This is a genomic window from Streptomyces sp. NPDC050287 (assembly GCF_044459385.1).
In the GTDB taxonomy this organism is placed as follows: Bacteria; Actinomycetota; Actinomycetes; order Streptomycetales; family Streptomycetaceae; genus Streptomyces.
The window spans coordinates 40,453-59,342 of sequence record NZ_JBITIY010000008.1 but is presented as its reverse complement, the minus strand read 5'-3'; the positions used below and the strand labels follow the sequence as shown (position 1 = coordinate 59,342).

General features: G+C 69.9%; 13 protein-coding genes and 1 pseudogene. 7 read left to right on the top strand and 7 right to left on the bottom strand.

Annotated elements, in window-relative coordinates; all coding sequences use genetic code 11:
* Positions 1-127: 127 nt before the first annotated feature.
* Entirely contained in the window at positions 128-1,591 is a 1,464-nt protein-coding gene (locus ACIBK3_RS28295) for an aminotransferase class I/II-fold pyridoxal phosphate-dependent enzyme (protein ID WP_399370072.1), read from the top strand.
* A gap of 201 nt (positions 1,592-1,792) precedes the next feature.
* On the opposite strand, the gene ACIBK3_RS28290 is transcribed toward ACIBK3_RS28295, so the two are convergent.
* The 3 genes from ACIBK3_RS28290 to ACIBK3_RS28280 form a co-directional block, all read right to left on the bottom strand.
* Positions 1,793-2,008, bottom strand: a complete 216-nt coding sequence (locus ACIBK3_RS28290; protein ID WP_399370070.1) for a hypothetical protein — start codon at positions 2,006-2,008, stop codon at positions 1,793-1,795.
* A 132-nt stretch (positions 2,009-2,140) separates the two neighbouring features.
* Entirely contained in the window at positions 2,141-3,235 is a 1,095-nt protein-coding gene (locus ACIBK3_RS28285) for a glutamate--cysteine ligase (protein WP_399370068.1), read from the bottom strand.
* A 580-nt stretch (positions 3,236-3,815) separates the two neighbouring features.
* The gene (locus ACIBK3_RS28280; RefSeq protein ID WP_399370065.1) at positions 3,816-4,856 is read right to left on the bottom strand and encodes a helix-turn-helix domain-containing protein; all 1,041 of its coding nucleotides are present in this window, start codon (positions 4,854-4,856) and stop codon (positions 3,816-3,818) included.
* A gap of 337 nt (positions 4,857-5,193) precedes the next feature.
* Between ACIBK3_RS28280 and ACIBK3_RS28275 the strand changes: the two genes are divergently transcribed.
* Positions 5,194-6,234: a methyltransferase gene (locus ACIBK3_RS28275; RefSeq protein WP_399370063.1), complete on the top strand. Its 1,041-nt coding sequence runs from the start codon at positions 5,194-5,196 to the stop codon at positions 6,232-6,234.
* Here ACIBK3_RS28275 and ACIBK3_RS28270 read toward each other — a convergent pair.
* From ACIBK3_RS28270 to ACIBK3_RS28260, 3 genes are all read right to left on the bottom strand, one after another.
* On the bottom strand, positions 6,204-6,431 hold the full coding sequence (locus ACIBK3_RS28270; protein ID WP_399370061.1) for a hypothetical protein: 228 nt from the start codon (positions 6,429-6,431) through the stop codon (positions 6,204-6,206). The genes ACIBK3_RS28275 and ACIBK3_RS28270 overlap by 31 nt on opposite strands.
* A gap of 63 nt (positions 6,432-6,494) precedes the next feature.
* Positions 6,495-7,373 carry a helix-turn-helix domain-containing protein gene (locus tag ACIBK3_RS28265; protein WP_399370059.1) on the bottom strand — a complete coding sequence of 293 codons (879 nt, stop codon included), beginning with the start codon at positions 7,371-7,373 and terminating at the stop codon, positions 6,495-6,497.
* 123 nt (positions 7,374-7,496) lie between these two features.
* Positions 7,497-8,351 (bottom strand): helix-turn-helix transcriptional regulator, encoded by an 855-nt coding sequence (locus ACIBK3_RS28260; protein ID WP_399370056.1) that lies wholly within the window; start codon positions 8,349-8,351, stop codon positions 7,497-7,499.
* 196 nt (positions 8,352-8,547) lie between these two features.
* Here ACIBK3_RS28260 and ACIBK3_RS28255 point away from each other — a divergent pair, with 196 nt between their 5' ends.
* Together ACIBK3_RS28255 and ACIBK3_RS28250 are read left to right on the top strand one after the other, a co-directional pair.
* Positions 8,548-9,336 carry an SDR family oxidoreductase gene (locus ACIBK3_RS28255; protein WP_399370054.1) on the top strand — a complete coding sequence of 263 codons (789 nt, stop codon included), beginning with the start codon at positions 8,548-8,550 and terminating at the stop codon, positions 9,334-9,336.
* A gap of 104 nt (positions 9,337-9,440) precedes the next feature.
* A complete protein-coding gene (locus ACIBK3_RS28250; RefSeq protein ID WP_030930325.1) occupies positions 9,441-9,656 on the top strand; it encodes a 4-oxalocrotonate tautomerase family protein in 216 nt (71 codons plus the stop codon).
* Positions 9,657-10,324: 668 nt separating this feature from the next.
* On the opposite strand, the gene ACIBK3_RS28245 is transcribed toward ACIBK3_RS28250, so the two are convergent.
* Positions 10,325-11,347 carry a LacI family DNA-binding transcriptional regulator gene (locus ACIBK3_RS28245; RefSeq protein WP_399370052.1) on the bottom strand — a complete coding sequence of 341 codons (1,023 nt, stop codon included), beginning with the start codon at positions 11,345-11,347 and terminating at the stop codon, positions 10,325-10,327.
* 1,328 nt (positions 11,348-12,675) lie between these two features.
* On the opposite strand from ACIBK3_RS28245, the gene ACIBK3_RS28240 reads away from it, so the two are divergent.
* From ACIBK3_RS28240 to ACIBK3_RS28230, 3 genes and pseudogenes are all read left to right on the top strand, one after another.
* The gene (locus ACIBK3_RS28240; RefSeq protein WP_399370493.1) at positions 12,676-14,175 is read left to right on the top strand and encodes an arabinofuranosidase catalytic domain-containing protein; all 1,500 of its coding nucleotides are present in this window, start codon (positions 12,676-12,678) and stop codon (positions 14,173-14,175) included.
* Between the two features lie 268 nt (positions 14,176-14,443).
* The gene (locus ACIBK3_RS28235; RefSeq protein ID WP_399370050.1) at positions 14,444-16,891 is read left to right on the top strand and encodes an RICIN domain-containing protein; all 2,448 of its coding nucleotides are present in this window, start codon (positions 14,444-14,446) and stop codon (positions 16,889-16,891) included.
* A gap of 123 nt (positions 16,892-17,014) precedes the next feature.
* Positions 17,015-18,487 (top strand): annotated as a pseudogene (locus ACIBK3_RS28230) (endo-1,4-beta-xylanase); the annotation flags it as partial.
* Positions 18,488-18,890: the final 403 nt, after the last annotated feature.

The following is an 18,890-nucleotide window of genomic DNA, read 5'->3' as shown; positions in this document are numbered from 1 at the left end:
CTGGGAAAGCCCGGATCGTCCACCGCGGTCCGGGTCAGGGTGATCGTGCGGTGCGCGCAGTGGGTACCGGCGTACGGGCGTCCCCGGAAACCGCTCTTCAGTGCGAAAGGGCCAGTTTGGAGGAACGATGGATCATTCGCGGGTGCCGGTGCTGGAGGCGTTGCAGGAGTTCCGGCGCCGTGGAGACGTGGCCTACGGCCCGCCGGGGCACAAGCAGGGCCGCGGAGTGGATCCGCGGGTGGCGGAGATCATCGGGCTCGACGTGTTCCGCTCGGACGTGCTGTCCCTCAACGGGCTGGACGACCGCCGCCAGTCCCAGGGCATGCTCAACCAGGCCCAGGAGCTGATGGCCGACGCGGTCGGCGCCGAGCAGGCGTTCTTCTCCACGTGCGGCAGTTCCCTGTCGGTGAAGACCGCCATGCTGGCCGTCGCCGGCCCCGGCGAGAAACTGCTGTTGTCGCGCAACGCCCACAAGTCCGTGGTCGCGGGCGTCGTCGTCAACGGGGTCGAGCCGATCTGGGTCCGGCCGAAGTTCGACCGGGAGCGGCACATCGCCCACCCGCCGGAGCCCGACGACGTACGCCACCGCCTTCAGGAGCACCCGGACGCCAAGGGCATGCTGCTGATCACGCCCAGCGAATGGGGCACCTGCGCGGACGTCCGGGGCGTGGCACAGGTCTGCCACGAGTTCGGCGTCCCTCTCATCCTCGACGAGGCGTGGGGCGCCCACCTGCCGTTCCACCCCGGCCTGCCCCCGTGGGGCATGGACGCCGAGGCCGACCTGGTGGTCACCAGCGTCCACAAGATGGGCGGCGCCATCGAACAGAGCTCCGTCTTCCACCTCCAGTACGACCGGGTCTCGCCCGAAGCGCTCAAACAACGGGAGGACCTGCTCGGCACGACCAGTGCCTCGTCCTTGGTGTACGCGACCCTCGACGGCTGGCGCCGCCAGATGGTCCAGCACGGGCACGAGCTCCTGGAGACCGCGCTGCACCGGGCCGAACGGATCCGAGCAGCGGCCGGAGACCTGCCGGGGCTGCGGCCCATGGGCCAGGAGGTCGTCGAGGAGGGACTCGCCGCCTCCTTCGACCCCCTGAAGCTCGTCATCGATGTCCGGAAACTGGGGATCAGCGGTATGCAGGCCGCCGAGTGGCTGCGGGCGCACCAGCATGTGGACGTCGGCGGCTCCGACACCTGCCGCATCAGCGCCTCGATCACCTACGCCGACGACGACGAGACCGAGAAACTCCTGATGGACGCCCTGCGGGCCCTCGTCGACAACGCCGACTCCATCGAACGCCAACCGCCGGTCCACCTCCCGGAGCCGTCGGTCCTGGAGCTGGAGCAGGCCATGCTGCCGCGTGAGGCGTTCTTCGCCGAGGTGGACCACGTGCCGGCCGAACGCGCCGCGGGACGGATCGCCGCCGAGATGATCAGCCCGTACCCGCCGGGTGTGCCCGTGATCGCACCCGGCGAGGTGATCACCGATGAGGTCCTCGACTACCTGCGCAGCGGCGTCGAGCACGGCGTCCTGATCCCGGACGCGGCCGATCCCACGATCGAGACCCTGCGCGTGGTGGCGCGGGGCTGAGACAGACGGGCTGGGACGGATCGCACCCACGGCGGACTGTGACGTCCGTCGTGCGAGGCGGACCACGGCAGGCCGGACCGCCGCTGGAAGGCGGACCGCGGCCGCGCATCGCCTGACCTGGCGGCGCCTTGCCCGGGTGTAGTCCGCCTTGCTGCGTGTCGCCTGGGAGCGGTCCGTCCCCGTCAGCCGGTCATCCAGCCCTCACGGACCGGACCAGCCGCTCTCCCATTCCTCGCTCACCGCGCTCCGCTCCATGCCTTCCGTGCCCTCCACGGCCTCATCCTCATCCTCATCCTCGCCCTCCGCCTGCGAAGGGGTGGTCCTGGGCACGTCACGAGGCTCGGGGCTGTCCGTCTCGTGGTCCCGCGGAGTCTGCTGCCGCTCGCCCTCCGCCTGGGACGGAGTCTGTTCGCTCATGGCCGTCCTCCACACCGTCGGATGTTCGGTGGCTGTGGTTCTGGCACCGTGGTGCCGGGGATTGCCGGTCCCCGCCTACGGTCGGCCGGGTACCCCAGGTCCGGATGTCCTCACGGCGCCGGGATCACGGGATCACGGCGTGGTGCTCTCGTAGCTGATCAGGTCGGTGACCGCCCTGAGTCCGCCCCGGGCGAACGCGGCGCGCTGGCGGTCGGCGCCGGTTCCGTCCTGGAGGAGCCGGTGGACCAATGCCGTGACCTGCCGGGTGTCGCCGGCCATCTCGAGCGGGACGGCGATGTGCCGCAAAAGCTCGCCCACCAGGTCGCCGGCGCGGCTGCGGTCTCCCCCGGGACCGATCAGGGCGTCGCTCAGACCGTGCCGGGCGGCGTGCCACATGCCCGCCTGCAGCAGTTCGGGAGCGCAGTCCGGCTCGGGAGCCCCGGCGGCCTCCTCCGCCAGGGCGGTCTCCACCAGGGCTCGGATGATCCCGGCGAACATCACCGCGTCGTCCACGCGCAGCTGAACGTCCAGGCACCGCACCTCGATCGTGGGATACCGCTCCGAGACGCGGGCCTGCCAGTACAGCTGACCCAGGTCCGAGATCAGACCGCCGTCCAGGAGCCGCCGTGCCCGCCGGTCGTAGTCCGCGGCGTCCTGGAAGGCCGGCGGCACACCGCTGACCGGCCAGCGGCCGAAGATCACGGTGCGCCAGCTGGCGAAGCCGGTGTCGTGGCCGTCCCACAGCGGGGAGTTCGCCGACATCGCCGTCAGTGTCGGCAGCCACACCCGGATCCGGTTCATCACCCGCACGCCCGCCTCCCGGCTCGGCACGGCGACGTGCACGTGCATGCCGTTGACGAGTTGCTCCGCCACCAGTTGGGGCGCCTGCGTGCGCATGGCCCGGTAACGTGCCTGGTCGGTGACGGCCATCGGGTGCCGGTGGCGCAGCGGCGGTGTCGCACAGGTCGCGATCCGGCAGCCGTGCGTCTCGGCGGCGGCCCCCAGCGCGTGCCGCAACCGCAGCAGATGGCCTCCGACCTCCTCCACGGTGCCGCACACCGGGGTGGCCACCTCGACCTGGGCCTGCAGCAGCTCGCACTGCACCTCCTGGTCGGTCACGAAGGCTCCCAGGCCGGCCGAGGCGCGCACCTTGTCCGCCAGCGGAACCGGCAGGCCCGTGACCGGGTCCAGCAGCAGATACTCCTCTTCCACACCGATCGTCGTCATCGGCCACCCTCTGTTCCACCCGGGTACCGGGGTCCCCATGCGCCAGGCCGGCGCATGTCACACAGCAGTGATCACCTCCGAAGCGGCGCACGCTCGAGGATGACCCGAGTGCCGCGACCACCTCATGACAAACCATGGCAAAGCACTGCGCAGAGCGGCAAAACGTTGTGCATATCCATCTTGTGCGCCGGGAGCCGCATGACGCCTCCGCAAACCGGCCACCTCCTGGTGAGCGGCTGCGATGTGCCGCGGGTCCCGTCGGACGGCGGCTGGGAGATTCCGCGCGCGGGTGCCGCACGAGACGGCCGTACTGGTGGCCGGGGCGCTGGTCGCGCACGACTGTGGGACCGCCATGGACGACGGGAGCGGCGCAGTGGGGGACGCCGCGGACAGGGGTGTTCCTGACTCGTCCCTGAGCCGGCGGATCCTCTCGCGGCCGGGTCCGGCGGGCCGCCCCGCGCCGGTGGCCGCCGGTGATCGGTCCGTACGGAAGTCCCGCGCCGGTTCAACCGCGGGTGGCGACCGAGGCGCCTTCAGAAGACCAGACCCTTGACGGAGGCTGGGACCTCCCAGGGCCCTCCTAGGACCTGTCGGCCGGGGGAGCGACCGTCCCGCGCTCCCGACACGCATCCAGGCGGAGCCTCGACCGGACGAACTGGGTGGGCGTCTGGCCGTACTGCTTCTTGAAGGCCCGGATGAAGTGACTGCTGTCGGCGAACCGCCAGTGGGCGGCGAGTTCCGAAATGCTCGGTCGGGCACCCGCCGAGGCGAGTTCGAGCCGGGCGCGTTCCAGCCGCCTGCGGCGGATGAAGGCGCTCACCGACTCGTCGGCCGCGGCGAACGCCCTGTGCAACGTCCGTACGGATACGTTGAGTTCGCGGGCCAGCGCGGCGGGGGAGAGGTCGGGATCGGCGAGGCGGCTGTCCACGATGTCCTTCGCCGCCTGGGTGAGTGCGGGCGCCAGCCGGGGTTCTTTGTCGTCGAACCCCTGCGTGAGCGCTCCCTTGACCAGTTCGACGAGAGAGTCGCGGGCGGCCCGCACACCGGCCGGGGTGAGGTCGTTCAGTGTCGCGTCGGCCACCTTGGTGCAGGCCATGAGCAGACGCAGTTCGGCACGGTCGGCCGGCCCGACGACCGGCCGGTCGCCGATCAGCGGACTGAGCAGCGAGGCCGGCAGGATCAGCACACTCGCCGTCGTACCCGGCTCCATCTCGAACCGCGCCGGCGGACCGTTGTGCCGCACGATGAACTGCCCGGCCGGCACGGAGGCCTCGCCGCGGTCGCGCGGCCCGACGAAGCGCCATCTGCCACGCCGCATCACATGCACCAGGACCCGGTCGTCGAGGTGGTGGGAGGCGCCCCGGGTGCCGCCGGCCAGCGACTCGCCGTACACGTCCGATATCACCGTGTCGTGCATCTTGGATGCGCGGACGCGGATCCGGAAGGCATCGGGTCCGAGCGGTTCGAGGGGCGGCAGCGGGAGCGCCTCTCCGACCTGTCCCTCCCACTCGCGTCGGAACACGTCGAAGCCGTCTCCCGCGGTGCTCGGGGCCGTGACATCCACGAGGAAGTTCCTGCCCGGTGCGTCGGCCCGTGGTTCGGCGCTTCCCGTGTCGCTCATTGCCCCAACGTCCCAACTCGCCCATGTCTCAATGCTGTTCGCGGGCTCATCTTTCACCATGCCGGACCGTAGGCGATGGCGCTGAGGTTCTGTCGGCGCGGCGCTGCGGTACAAGCGTGCACCGCAGCGGTCTCCCTAAGGTGAGCGGTGGCGACTGTGCCGCAGTGCACGGGGGCCGGGACACGCCGCTGCTGAGGCGGAAGGACGGCAGTTGACGTCCAGCGCCGTAGCGCCCGGGGAGCCGCCGCGCCGTGGGACGTCGGGGACTCCCGCCCCTGCTTCCACAGTCTCCACGCCCTTCCGCATGCTGAGAGGTTTTGAGCTGTCAATGACTGAGATGACGCATGGTACCGACGTCGCGCCGAGCGATCCCGCAGCCGACGCTGCCGCCGTTTTCGACCTGCTGAGCGGCCTCGCCGTCGCGCAGATCCTGCGGGCCCTGGCCGCGTTGCGCGTGGTCGACCATCTCGCCGACGGCGCCCTGGCGGCCGAGGAGGTGGCCGAGCGCGAGGGCAGTCATCCGCGGGCGACGTACCGGCTGATGCGCGCGGCCTCGTCGTTGGGTCTGCTGAGCTATGAAGGGGAGCACCGGTTCGGTCTCACCGGGCGGGGCAGGCTGTTGCGGTCCGGAGTGCCCGGCTCCTTGCGCTCACTGGTCCTGACGCAGACAGGACACTCGCACTGGCAGTCCTGGGCCCACTTCCCCGAGGCGGTGCGCCAAGGAACCTCCCAGACCAAGAAGGCGCTGGGCTCGGACATTTTCGAGTACTTCGCACAGCCGGAGAACGCCGACGAGGCCGCGCTCTTCGCCCAGGCCATGGGAGACCTGTCCGGCCTGGTGACGCAGGGCGCCGTGGCCGCGCTCTCCACCTCCGGTGTGTCCACCGTGGTGGACGTCGGCGGTTCGAACGGTGATTTCGTCCTGGCGCTGATGGAGGCCGATCCCCGGCTGAGCGGACAGGTACTCGACCTGCCCCACGCCGTCGGCAGCGCACACGCCGCGGCCGGGAAGCGCGGTCTGTCCGAACGTTTCACCGCGGTGGCGGGCGACTTCTTCACCGCGGTCCCTTCCGCGGACCTCTACCTCCTGAAGACGATCCTGCACGACTGGGACGACACCCAGTGCACTCAGATCCTGCGGAACTGCCGGTCGGCGGTGAACGAGGGGGGACGCGCACTGGTCGTCGAGTTGGTCATCGGCGAGATCGGCAAGCCCGACTTCACCACCCGGGCGGATATGACCATGCTCACCATGACCAACGGCCAGGAACGCGATCTCGACGAATTCGACGCCCTCTTCGCGGCCTCGGGCTGGCACCGCTCGAAAACCTACCCCGTGGGTGGCGGCTACTTCGGCATGGAACTCGTCGCCGTCTGACGGTGGTGCGGAGAACCAGGACGTGACTGCGCGCCCGGGCCGCTGACCGAAGTCCGGGCGCGCAGCATCCCCTCTCGGAGGGTGTCCAGGCTGCTCTTGCGGCGGGCGCCGGCGGTGTCCGCGTAGTCGTCGATCTGCGTGGCCGACTGGCGCATGGAGAGGCCGGACCAGTTGGTGCGGAAGGTGAGATACGGCATTGAGTGCGACGCGACGGCGTACGCGCGCGGCGAGTTCCAGGCAATGGAGCGGCCGGAGTGAATTCAGTCGCCTGTGGCGATGTCCTGGTGCGCGGAATCGGAGTGTTGCGCCGTCTCCGTCGCGGTGAGGCTGCCGAGCAGCGACAGTGCGTGGGCGGAGGGGCTGCCGGGCTCGGCCTGATAGACGACGAGTTGCTGGCCCGGCGCGCTGTTGATGGTCAAGGACTCGTAGTCCAGGGTGAGTTCGCCGACGACCGGGTGCCGGAAGCGTTTGGTCTCATGCCTCTTCTGACGGATGTCATGACGCGACCACAACGTACGGAACGCTTCACTCTTGAGCGACAACTCGCCCACCAGCTCGATCATCCGCGGGTCGTCGTAGTCGGTTCCCGCTGCCTCGCGCAGGCCGCCGACCGTGTTGGCCGCGACCCGGTCCCAGTCCGGGTAGAAGTCCCGGGCGTCGGGGTCGAGGAAGACCAGCCGCATCAGGTCCCCGCTGTAGGTGTGGCCTGCGAACAGGGCGCCGCCCAGGGGATTGTGTGCCAGCACGTCCATACAGCGCCCCAGAATCACGGCGGGGGTGCCGGTCCAACTGTTCATCATCTGCACCAGAACGGGACTGACCCGCTGACGCCGGACGTTCCTGTCCTTGCGCGCATGTCCCGGCACGGGCCGGGCCAGCCGGTGCAGATGGGCGGCGGCGTCGTCGTCGAGCAACAGTGCCCGGGCCAGCGCGTCGACCACCTGCACCGAGGGGTTCCTCTCGCGGCCCTGCTCCAGGCGCACGTAGTAGTCGGTGCTCAGTCCGGACAGCATGGCGACCTCCTCCCGGCGCAGGCCCGCCACACGGCGTCGGCCGATCGCGGGCACGCCCTGCTCCTCGGGCCGCACAAGGCCGCGTCGGGCGCGCAGGAACTGTCCCAGAAGGTTGTCGCTGTCCATGCCATCGACGGTAGCGCCGCACCACGTCCGAGGCAGCCGCGCAAGGTGGCCGCGATACTCCTACCATCGGCTCGGCCGGCCTCGGCTCGCCGTGACCGGCCGGGCAGGCCGGCCACGCGGCATTCACATCCGAGCGCTGGAAGTCATGTCCTGTGTGCCGATCACGGAGAGAAGTTCCAGCTGGGCGGCGCCCTCGGTGCCGGGTGGGGCGCTGAACCACAGCAGACGCTGGCGTCCGTCCTCACTGAACAGGCTGTGGCAGTCCAGCTCGATGACGCCCAGGGTGGCGTGCACGATGCGTTTGTGGTCGGTCCGTCTCAGGCCGACGTCGCGGGTGTCCCACAGGTCGGCGAACTCCTGGTTGCGTCGTCGTAGCGCGGCCACCATCTGGTGCACCTCGGTGTCGCTGTCGCGCCGTGCGGCGACCGCCTGGAGGTCGGCGACGAAGACCCGCGAGTGGTGGGGGTGGTCCTCCGCAGGGTAGAGGGCCCGGGCGCCGGGGTCGGTGAACCAGCGGTAGACGAAGCTTGCTTCGGGGCCGCGCACCGCCGGGGGCCGGCCGACGAGCGCGGCAGCCAGAGGGTTCTGGACCAGGGTTTCGTGCAGGTCGGTGATGACCTGGGCGGGAGTCGTGGTGAGCTGGTCCAGCAGACCGAGCAGGGCCGGCTGCACATGCGCCGTCGGGCCGTGCGCGGCCGGGGGGACGCGACGGCCGGCGAGATGGAACAGGTGGTCGCGTTCGTCGCCGTTCAGACGCAGTGCCCTGGCCAGCGCGGCCAGCACGTGAGCCGAGGGCTGGGTGCCGCGTCCGCGTTCCAGCTCCGTGTAGTAGTCGGCGGACAGGCCCGCCAGCTGGGAGACCTCCTCGCGGCGCAGTCCGGGCACCCGGCGCCGCGGACCGGTGGGCAGGCCGACGTCGGACGGGCGGACGCGGGCGCGGCGGGACTTCAGGAACGCGGCGAGTTCGGAGTGGTTCACGCTTCCCATCGTCGCCGGTCCGGGTGCCCTGAGCCAGGGGGTGGCAACCCCTGGGTGGAGACAGCCCTGGCTGGCGCGACAGCACCGGTCCACGCTGGAGAGGCAGGCAGGGAGCCGCCGGTGGGGACACCGGCGGCCCCCATCACGATCCACCCGTCGTGGCATTCCGTGTCCGGCGTCTCTCGCAGGAGTCACCATGTCGACCTCGCCCGAAGAAACCGCGGTGAGTCCCTCCGCGCTCAACCACCCTCCGCACCGGCCGCGCGTCGCCCTCGTCACGGGAGGCTCCCGCGGCATCGGCCGCGAGACCGTGAACCGGCTGGCCGCCGACGGACACGCCGTCGTGGTCGGCTACGCGGGCAACCGTGATCTGGCCGAGGCCGCCGTCAAGGAGGTCACCGCCGCCGGCGGCCGGGCCATCGCCGTCCAGGCCGACGTCGCCGACGAGCAGCAGGTGGCCGCCCTGTTCGACACCGCCGAGTCCGAGTTCGGCGGCGTCGACGTGGTCGTCCACGCGGCCGGCCGGATGTACCTGTCCCCGGTCGCCGACCTGGACCTGGCGAAGCTGGACGAGGTCCACCGCACCAACATCCGCGGGAGCTTCGTCGTCGCCCGGCAGACCGCCCGGAAGATCCGCAGCGGCGGCGCGATGATCACCTTCTCCACGTCCGTGGTGGGCCTGGCCTTTCCCGGCTACGGCGCCTACAGCGCCAGCAAGGGTGCCGTCGAGGCGCTCACCATGATCCTCGCCCGGGAACTGCGCGGCCGGGACGTCACCGTCAACGCCGTCGCCCCCGGCCCCACCGCCACCGACCTGTTCCTCGAGGGCAAGGACGAGGAGACCATCGCACGGCTGGCGGCCCAGCCCCCGCTGGAACGCCTCGGCACCCCCGCCGACATCGCCGAGGTCGTCGCCTTCCTCGCCTCACCGGCCGGCCACTGGGTCAACGGCCAGGTCATCCGCGCCAACGGCGGCATCATCTGACCGACCGCGGCGCCTGTGCCGTCCGTACTCCGCACCCGTCCGGTCGGACCACCTGCTCACCGCGGGCAGCACCCCGCAAACCCACCACAGAAATGAGAACCACCATGCCGTTCGCCAACTTCAAGGTCCCTGCCGGCACCCTCGACGAGAAGCAGAAGGAGAAGATCGTCACCCGCACCACCGAGCTCTACGTGGAGATCTACGGGGAACGGGCCCGCGCCAACACCATGGTCCTCGTCGAGGAGGTCACCGACGGCGGCTGGGGCATCGGCGGCAACGTCCTGACCCTCGCGATGCTCGAGCAATCCCCCGAAGCCTGACGGCGAGAAGTTCTGACCCGACAGCCGACTCCACCGGCGACCTGTGACGACAGACGGGCCCGGTGAGCCGACGCGCTCGCCGGGCAGGGCCTCGGTCGCTTGGTGTCCGGTTCGTGTGATCCGCCGGCTCGTCGGGTGCCGGGAACGTGGCGGGCACGGGCTTCGCGTGATGGGGCCGTCCCGCCGGGACCTGCCCCTGGGCTACCAGGGGGCCAGCGAGCCGTCCGCGTTGCGCAGGACCGGGGTGCGCCAGCGATGGCCGCGTTCGGCGGCGGCCCGGACCGCGTCTGCGGCGGGCGTGGCGAGCGGCTCCAACTGGCCGCAGGGTTCAACTTGACCGCCGTCATGCCCTTGGCGACCTGCTCGGCCGCCGACTCGGCCAGTGCCTCGGGGGTTTCGCCGCCGACCCAGCCGTACACGCGCACCCGGTCGCGCACGTGGCCGCCGAGGAGCTGGTGGACCGGGACGCCGTGCGTCTTGCCCGCGATGTCCCAGGCTCACTCTGACCGGCAGCGACGTCAGGACAGGAAGCGGGGCCGTCTCATCCGACTCCTGCTCGACCGGCCGTACTCGACCTGTGGAACGGTCGGGCGTCGGAGGCGTCTTTCGGAGGCGTCTTGTGGACGCGATCGCCGGGCCCGCCCGGCTCAGCGCGCCGCGCGGCCGACTCAGACCTGTCGGCGGGTGCGTGCGGCGGCTGTGCTGGAGCGCAGCGTGATGGGGGGTGCCAACAGGATGTGCCGTGGCGGGGTGTCCGGCGCGGTGATGCGTTCCGCCAGCAGGGAAACGGCTTTCTCGCCCATCTCCAGGGCCGGTACGTCCGCTGCCGTGAGCGGCGGACGGAAGTCCTCGGCCCAGGTCCTGGCCGCCACTCCGGTGATGGAGAAGTCGTACGGCACCCGGAGGCCGGTGTCCGCCAGCGCGCGCTGGATGCCGGGCAGCGCGGCCTCGTTGATGGTGGTGACAGCGGTGAGGTCCGGAAGGCTGTGCAGCAGAGCCTCGATACATTCCTGACCTGAGCGGGCGTCGTCCCCGCAAGGCACTTCGATGCCGTCAAGGCCGCGTTCCGCCACGGCGGCCTCGAAACCCTCTCTGGCCCTTCGCGCCGGACCGTAACCGGCGGAGACGAGCTCCGGGGAACGAGTGATCAGAGCCACGCGGCGGTGCCCCAGATCGGCGAGGTGCCGCACGCAGTGCTGGACCAAGCCGGCGTAATCGACGTCGATCCAGGACATCTGCGGGTCGCCGGCCGTGTGCCCGATGCCGACGAAGGGCAGCCCGGCATCCCGCAGGCGACCCACACGAGCGTCCTCCAGGCGGATCTCCATCAGGATGACACCGTCCACGCGGCGCTCCGAGACCAACCGCTCGAAGGAGCGGTCGTGATCCCCGCCGGAAGGGGACAGCAGCACATCAAGGTCGATCCGGGCGGCGGCGTCGACCACGCTGGCGACGAAGTCCAGTTGCATGTGTGTGAGCCTGTTGCCGGCGGGCGGGATGACGAGACCGATCGTCCGGGTACGGCCCTCCTTGAGGGCCCTCGCGGTCGCGTTGGGGCGATATCCCAACTCGTCGATCACATCTTGGATACGTCTGCGGGTGCTGGTCGCGACGGGGCGTTTGCCGCTCAGAGCGTAAGACACCGTGCTGCGTGACACCCCGGCGCGCCGAGCGATCTCCCCGATGTTCATCCAGCTCCCCGAGAACTTACCCCCGGTCGAAAGGATACCCCGGCCGCATCGGCTCGCCATCGGGCGCGGGGTGTCGTCGCGGGACGGGACGGCCTTCGGCGCCGACCGGAAGGAGCTGCAACAGATCTGACTGACCGGCAGATACCGGCGGTGGCACACCCCGGTCCCGGCGTCGTGGACGCGCCCGGCGCCTCCGGACACCGGCCCGCACCCACCGCACCCGTACCGCTGCGGGTAGATGGGTGTCAGGACTGTGCGGGCTGCGCCCCCTTGCGCTCAAATCACCCATCACGGCGCTCAAATCACCCATCACGGGGGCGTGGTCGCCTCGGACCCGCGCCGACGCGGTGCGGCCCGGTCGCCGTCGTCGGCAGAGCTGTGGCAGCCGTGGCCGGGCGGTCGGGTCTCGTCTCATCGCGTCGCCCCTTGAGACCGGCGCCGTTTCGCTGCGGATGTGCGGCGCAAGGGTGCTCAGTTCGCGGCGATGAGCCGCTGGTACGGCGTCGCGGACACCCCCGGGGGACTCGTCACGGATGGTGCTGTACGAGCGCCTTGGTGCCGGCGGTGCAAACAGCCGGCCTGCGTGCCCTGGCGGCCCGGGCGGACGAAGGCGTCCGCGTGCCATGAGTCGCGGGGAACGGCGTCGGGCTGCCGGGCACCGGCACGCGTTCCCGTCTCACGTATACCGGACGGTGTCCGGCGAATCGATTCCGCGCAAGCGCTTCGACGAGATGGTACGACCGGTGGATTGCGGGGTCAATGGCCGGCCGCGCGGTGAACGTGGCGCGGGAAGCGCGGGCCGAGTCTCCGCCTCTTCGGCCAGTGGCCTCCGAACCCGCCTTCCGTCGTGCGGGTTCGGCAGTTGCGTTACTGCTCACCGGCCTGACGGGCAGTTACCCGGTGATCATTTCCTGGCCGTCGGAGCCGGCCACGGGACCCACCGCGCCCGCACGGCGGCAGGTCACGCCGCAATCCGCATGGCTCCGTCCCGGAACCGTTCGAGTCGGCCGATCGGTCCCCAACCGCTGGAATCAGCCGTCGAATCGATTCCGCGACAAGGTTGGCAGCAGGTGCCTCCGCACCCTTGACAGCCCTGCGGAATCGGGAGCACCGTCTCCCCCCGAAACCTCTCTGCAATCCCACTGCAAGAACGGCACCTTCAAGCGCTTCCGCATTTGCTCGGCGCACCAGCGAAACCCGACTCGGTGACGCCGGCACGGTAGGGAGATCAGATGGGAACCATACGTAGGAGGCGTCACCGGCTGTTCGGGCGCGGTGGCGTCCAACGGTTGCTCGCTGCGGTACGGCGCCGCGGCAGGCCGGTAAATATGCCCGCCCAGGCACCTGTCTGCCCGTGGGAGCGCTCCCGCAACTCCTGGCCGAAAACGTTCGCCCGTGCGGGGGCCGCAGCCGTGCTCGTCGCCGGTACGCTGGCCGGCGCCACCGCCACGGCGGGTACGGCCCGTGCCGACACGTCCGGGCCGTGCGACATCTACGCGGCAGGCGGTACGCCCTGCGTGGCGGCGCACAGTACGACGCGGGCGTTGTACGCCTCGTACAACGGGCCGCTCTACCAGGTCCGGCGTGCCTCGGACAACGCCACCCGGAACATCGGCGTCCTGAGCGTGGGCGGATACGCCGACGCCGCCGCCCAGGACGCGTTCTGCTCGGGGACAACCTGTCTCATCGCGACCGTCTACGACCAGTCCGGTCGCGGCAACAACCTCACCCAGGCGCCAGGGGGCGGTGCCGCGGGCGGCCCCGACAACCTCGCGAACGCGACCGCCGCGCCCACCACGGTGGGAGGTCACAAGGCCTACGGCGTCTTCGTGGCGCCCGGCACGGGGTACCGCAACAACCACACCAGCGGCATCGCGACCGGGGACAACCCCGAGGGCATGTACGCGATCTTCGACGGCACGCACTACAACGGCGGCTGCTGCTTCGACTACGGCAACGCCGAGACGGACAGCAACGACGACGGCAACGGCACCATGGAGGCCATCTACTTCGGCAACATCAAGGTGTGGGGCTACGGTTCGGGCAACGGCCCCTGGATCATGGCCGATCTGGAGAACGGCCTGTTCTCCGGGGTGAACCAGCACTACAACGCGGGCGACCCGACCATCAGCCACCGGTACACGACCGCCATCGTCAAGGGCGGCCCGAACCACTGGGCGATCCGCGGGGGCAACGCGCAGTCGGGCGGCCTGTCCACCTTCTACGACGGACCCCGTCCCAACGTCGCGGGCTACAACCCGATGCGCAAGCAGGGTGCCGTCATCCTGGGCATCGGCGGCGACAACAGCAAGGGCGCCCAAGGCACCTTCTACGAGGGCGTGATGACCTCCGGCTACCCGTCGGACGCCACCGAGAACGCGGTCCAGGCCAACATCACCGCGGCCGGATACACCAATTCGACCGGCGGGACTGGCACAGGCGCGCTGCACGCGGTGGGCGCGGGCAAGTGCCTCGACGTGCCGAACTCGTCCACCACGGCCGGCACACAGCTACAGATCTGGGACTGCGGCGGCGGCGCCAACCAGAGCTGGACACGCACCTCCTCCAACCAGCTGACCGTATACAGCGGCGGCAGCCAGATGTGTCTGGACGCGTACGACAACCAGACCACCGCCGGCACCAAGGTGGTGACCTGGCCGTGCAACGGTGGCGCCAACCAGCAATGGCAGATGAACTCCGACGGCACCGTCACCGGCATCCAGTCCGGACTCTGCCTCGACGTCACCGGCGCCTCCACGGCCAACGGCGCCCTGGCCGAACTCTGGCAGTGCAACGGTGGATCCAACCAGCGATGGAGTCTCAACTGACCTGACCTGACCTGACCTGACCTGACCTGACCTGACCTGACCGGTTCCGGTCCGTGGCCGGCTGACCCTCAATCACGGGCCATCCGCCACCTCAAGCAGGCATCCGCCTGCCCGTCGCCTGGCGGCACCTCCCGGGATCTTCCGAACCGTCCGGCCGAATCGCCCGGTCCCCTCGCCCCGACCGGAGGGGCACGTCACGCAGGCGGCTTCGGCGGAACGCCACTGCGCCCGCACACCGTGCCCCACGCGCCACCACTGGAGGATGACGATGTCCGGAGCCAGAGTGCTCCGCGGCCTCTGGGCCGCCCCCGCAGCTCTGCTCGCCCTACTGGCCGGGAGCCCGGCCATGGCCGGGGCCGCGTTCGCCGTACCGGCCGAGCGTCAGGCGCCGGCCGCCGCCCTGTACGTGGCGCCGGGTGCGGCTCCCGGCGGGAACGGCACCGCCGAGCGGCCGTTCGCGACGATCGACCAGGCGCAGCAGCCCGCGCACCGGCTCTCCGCCGATTCGGACGTCGTGGTCCACCTGGCCGGTGGGACCTACCGGTTGTCCGAGCCGCTGGCCTTCGGCTCCGGCGACGGCGGCCAGAACGGCCACACCATCACCTACCAGGCCGCGTCCGGGCAGCAGCCGGTCGTGACCGGCGCCCGGCAGGTTTCAGGTTGGCAGGTGCATGATCAGTCGAGCAACATCTGGTCGGTCCACGTCGGCACCGGCGTGAACACCCGCCAGTTGTACGTGAACGGAAAGGAGGCACCGCGGGCGGCGATCCAAGTGCCCCGCTCCGCCTTCACCTTCACCCAGACCGGCCTGACCGTCACCGACTCCTCCCTCGACTTCCTGGCCGGCCTCTCGGACAAGAACCACATGGAAGTCGAGAGCCTCAACTCCTTCACCGACCGCTACGCGCCGGTCCAGTCGATCAGCGGCAGGACCATCACCATGCAGCAGCCCGCGTGGAACAACAACTCCTGGGGCTACGACACCATCAACGCGCCGTTCGCCGGCGGAACGATGTACCTCGAGAACAACTACGCGTTCCTCAAACAGGCCGGACAGTGGTACCTCGACTCGTCCACAGGTGACCTGTACTACCGGGCCCAGCCGGGACAGAACCCGAACAGCCTCGACGTCGAACTGCCCCGGCTGCAGAGCCTGCTCGGCATCAGCGGCAGCTACGGCTCACCGGCGACCGGCCTGAGCTTCGCCGGCATCCGGTTCACGGGAACCTCCTGGCTCGGCCCGAGCGGACCCGACGGCTACGCGGACCAGCAGAGCGGCGCGCACATCACCGGTGCCTTCGCGATGCCCGCCAACTGGCTGAGCACCTGCAAGTCGGGGTGCACGCAGTTCGAGGCCACCCGCAACCACTGGGTGCAGATGCCCGCGGCCGTGCAGGTCTCCGCCGCCACCGGCGTCACGTTCTCCGGCAACACGTTCTCCGAACTCGGGCAGGCCGGACTGGGCGTGGGCAACGACGGTGTCGCCACGGCCTCCGGCACCGGGCTCGGCGCCGACGGCGTCACCGTCACCGGCAACACGTTCACCGATATCGCCGGCAGCGGTATCCAGGTCGGCGGCATCCAGCCGGACGCGCACCATCCGGGCAACCCGCAGATGACCAACCAGAACATCACCATCAGCAACAACCGGGTCAGCGGGGTGGGCACCGACTACAAGGAGACCGCGGGAATCCTGTCCACCTACGTCACGAACGCGACGATCACGCACAACCAGTGTGACCACCTGCCCTACGACGGGATCGACATCGGCTGGGGCTGGGGGATGAACGACCCGGGCGGCAGCCAGGACTACGCCAGCCGGGGCACGTACAACTACCAGCCCGTCTACAGCACTCCCACGACGCTGAAGAACAACACCGTCTCCCACAACCTGGTCTTCGACACCAAGAACGCGATGTTCGACGGGGGCAGCATCTACAGCCTGTCCGCGAGCCCCGGCTCGGTGATCTCCGACAACTACATGTACGACAACAACCGCACCACCGCGCTGTACCTCGACGAGGGCTCCCGGTACCTGAAGGTGTCCGGCAACGTGGTGCAGGACGCGGGCAACTGGGCGCTCACCAACGCCAACGCGAACAACCACACCGACGACAGCACGTTCTCCGGCAACTGGTACAACGGCGGCAACACGTACGTGGCCACCGGCCCTCCGCACAACAACGTCCTCACCGGCAATGTCCTGGTCAGCGGCACCAACTGGCCTCAGGGCGCCCAACAGGTCATCCAGCAGGCGGGCGTCCGGTCGCCGGGCGACGGCGGCTTCCCCAGCGGCTACCACCAGTTGGTGATCGGCAGCGACGGCCTGTGCCTGGACGTGCACGGCAACTCCGGCAGCGCGGGCGCCGCGATCGACCAGTGGACCTGCAACGGGCAGAGCAACCAGCAGTTCCAGTTCGTGCCGGCCTCGGGCGGTTACGGGCAACTGCAAGCGCAGAACTCCGGTCAGGTCGTGGCGGTGTCGGGCGGCTCCACGGCCGCCGGTACGCCCGACATCGTGCAGCAGCCCCCGGACGGAGCGGCCGGCGGTCTGTGGCTGCCGGTCCAGCAGTCCGACGGCTCGTACGCCTTCCAGAACAAGAACAGCGGCCTGTGCCTCGACGTCCACGGCGGCGGCAGCAACCCGGGCCAGCAGCTCGACCAATGGCCCTGCAAGAACACGGCCGGCAGCAACCAGGACTTCACCCCCCGCTGACCGGCTCGCGGACTCGTCAACAGGGGACCGCTCTGCCGGTCTCCTGGTCCCGTCACCCGACTCCACCGCGGCACCGTCTCGCGGTCGGTGTCCCCGCCCCACACACAAGGAGAATGATCCTTCATGTCCTGGCTCAACGAGGCGCCACGTCTCCGTAAGGCCCTGACCTCGGCAACCGGGTTGGCTGCCGGCACGTTACTGGCCCTGGCCGGCACAGCGACGCCCGCCGCCCACGCGGCTTCCGGCACGCTGGGCGCGGCCGCGGCCGACAGTGGCCGCTATTTCGGCACGGCCGTGCCCGCCGGGAGGCTCGGCGATTCGACGTATTCCACGATTCTCGACCGGGAATTCAACATGATCACCCCGGAGAACGAGATGAAGTGGGACACCATCGAACCGTCCCGCGGCAACTTCAACTTCGGCCCGGCCGACCAGATCGTCAATCACGCCATCGCGCACGGTCAGCGGATGCGCGGCCACACCACGGTGTGGTACCAGCAGCTGCCCGGTTGGGTCAGTGGCATCAGGGACGCGAACACGCTGCGCAGCGTGATGGACAACCACATCACCACCGAGATGAACCACTTCAAGGGCAAGATCTACGCCTGGGACGTGGTCAACGAGGCCTTTGCCGACAACGGCAGCGGCCAGCAGCGCAGTTCGGTGTTCCATGACGTGCTGGGCAACGGTTTCATCGAGGAGGCGTTCCGCACCGCCCGGGCCGCCGACGCCTCGGCCAAGCTCTGCTACAACGACTACAACATCGAGAACTGGAGCGACGCCAAGACGCAGGGCGTCTACGCGATGGTCAAGGACTTCAAGTCGCGGGGTGTGCCCATCGACTGTGTCGGCCTCCAGAGCCACTTCGGCGCGGGCGGCCCGCCCGCCAGCTTCCAGACCACGCTGTCCAACTTCGCCGCCCTCGGCGTCGATGTCCAGATCACCGAACTCGACATCGCCCAGGCGTCGTCGTCGGCCTACGCGAACACGGTCCGGGCCTGCATGAACGTCGCCCGCTGCACCGGCATCACCGTGTGGGGGATCAGGGACAGCGACTCGTGGCGGGCGGGGGAGAACCCGCTGCTGTTCGACAACAACGGCAACAAGAAGCCGGCCTACGACGCGTCCCTTTCCGCGCTCGGCGGAGGTACGGGGAACCCGGGGGGCGGCATTGTCTCGGGCCAGGTGTACTCGCTCACCGATGTCGCCGCGGGCCGGGTGCTGGACGTGCCGGCCGGGCAGACGGCGAACGGCACGCCTCTGCAGATCTGGGACGCCAACGGCAGTGCTGCGAATCAGCAGTGGCGGGCCAGTCAGAACAGTGACGGTTCGTACACGTTGACGAACATCGGCAGCGGGCGGGTGCTGGACGAGCCGGGCGGTCAGACGGGCAACGGCACCCGGATGGAGATCTGGGACTCCAACGGCGGTGCGAACCAGCACTGGCGGGCGAGTAGGAACGGCGACGGTTCGTACACCCTGACCAACGTCGCTTCCGGCCGGGCGCTGGAGGTCCCCAGCGGGCAGACCGCCAACGGGGCCCCGGTCCAGATCTGGGACTCCAACGGAGGCGCCAACCAGCACTGGAACCTCAGGTGAGGTGATCCGGCGCGCGACGCGCGCTCCTTCCCCGGATCGCTTCGGGGTGACCGGAAGGAACACCCGCGTCCGGCACGGCGGCCGTCGCCGGACGCGGGTTCCGGCATGCCCTCACGCTGGTCTGACCAGGGGAAATACATGGGATGGATCGGATCCTGATTGGGAGTGGCGATCGTATTGACTCTGTGCGGGACCTATGGAATCACTAACAACATGGGATGTCTGAGTGGTTTCCGTGGGTGCTCTCGGGTGCCCTCGCCCCCACGAGGAGCCCGGATCCCGCCATGCCGGTGGCGGCGGTCCTCGAACGTTCCGTTCGGCCAGGCACAGCACTCTCTGTCCACCTTCCCCCACATACTCAAGGAACAGAATGCGGCCTTCATCCGCTTCCCCCCGGAGT

Coding starts and splice junctions, on each gene's coding strand:
- ACIBK3_RS28295 (WP_399370072.1), top strand. CDS start 128: ATGGATCATTCGCGGGTGCCGGTGCTGGAGGCGTTGCAGGAGTTCCGG.
- ACIBK3_RS28290 (WP_399370070.1), bottom strand. CDS start 2,008: ATGAGCGAACAGACTCCGTCCCAGGCGGAGGGCGAGCGGCAGCAGACT.
- ACIBK3_RS28285 (WP_399370068.1), bottom strand. CDS start 3,235: ATGACGACGATCGGTGTGGAAGAGGAGTATCTGCTGCTGGACCCGGTC.
- ACIBK3_RS28280 (WP_399370065.1), bottom strand. CDS start 4,856: ATGAGCGACACGGGAAGCGCCGAACCACGGGCCGACGCACCGGGCAGG.
- ACIBK3_RS28275 (WP_399370063.1), top strand. CDS start 5,194: ATGACGCATGGTACCGACGTCGCGCCGAGCGATCCCGCAGCCGACGCT.
- ACIBK3_RS28270 (WP_399370061.1), bottom strand. CDS start 6,431: ATGCCGTATCTCACCTTCCGCACCAACTGGTCCGGCCTCTCCATGCGC.
- ACIBK3_RS28265 (WP_399370059.1), bottom strand. CDS start 7,373: ATGGACAGCGACAACCTTCTGGGACAGTTCCTGCGCGCCCGACGCGGC.
- ACIBK3_RS28255 (WP_399370054.1), top strand. CDS start 8,548: ATGTCGACCTCGCCCGAAGAAACCGCGGTGAGTCCCTCCGCGCTCAAC.
- ACIBK3_RS28250 (WP_030930325.1), top strand. CDS start 9,441: ATGCCGTTCGCCAACTTCAAGGTCCCTGCCGGCACCCTCGACGAGAAG.
- ACIBK3_RS28245 (WP_399370052.1), bottom strand. CDS start 11,347: ATGAACATCGGGGAGATCGCTCGGCGCGCCGGGGTGTCACGCAGCACG.
- ACIBK3_RS28240 (WP_399370493.1), top strand. CDS start 12,676: ATGCCCGCCCAGGCACCTGTCTGCCCGTGGGAGCGCTCCCGCAACTCC.
- ACIBK3_RS28235 (WP_399370050.1), top strand. CDS start 14,444: ATGTCCGGAGCCAGAGTGCTCCGCGGCCTCTGGGCCGCCCCCGCAGCT.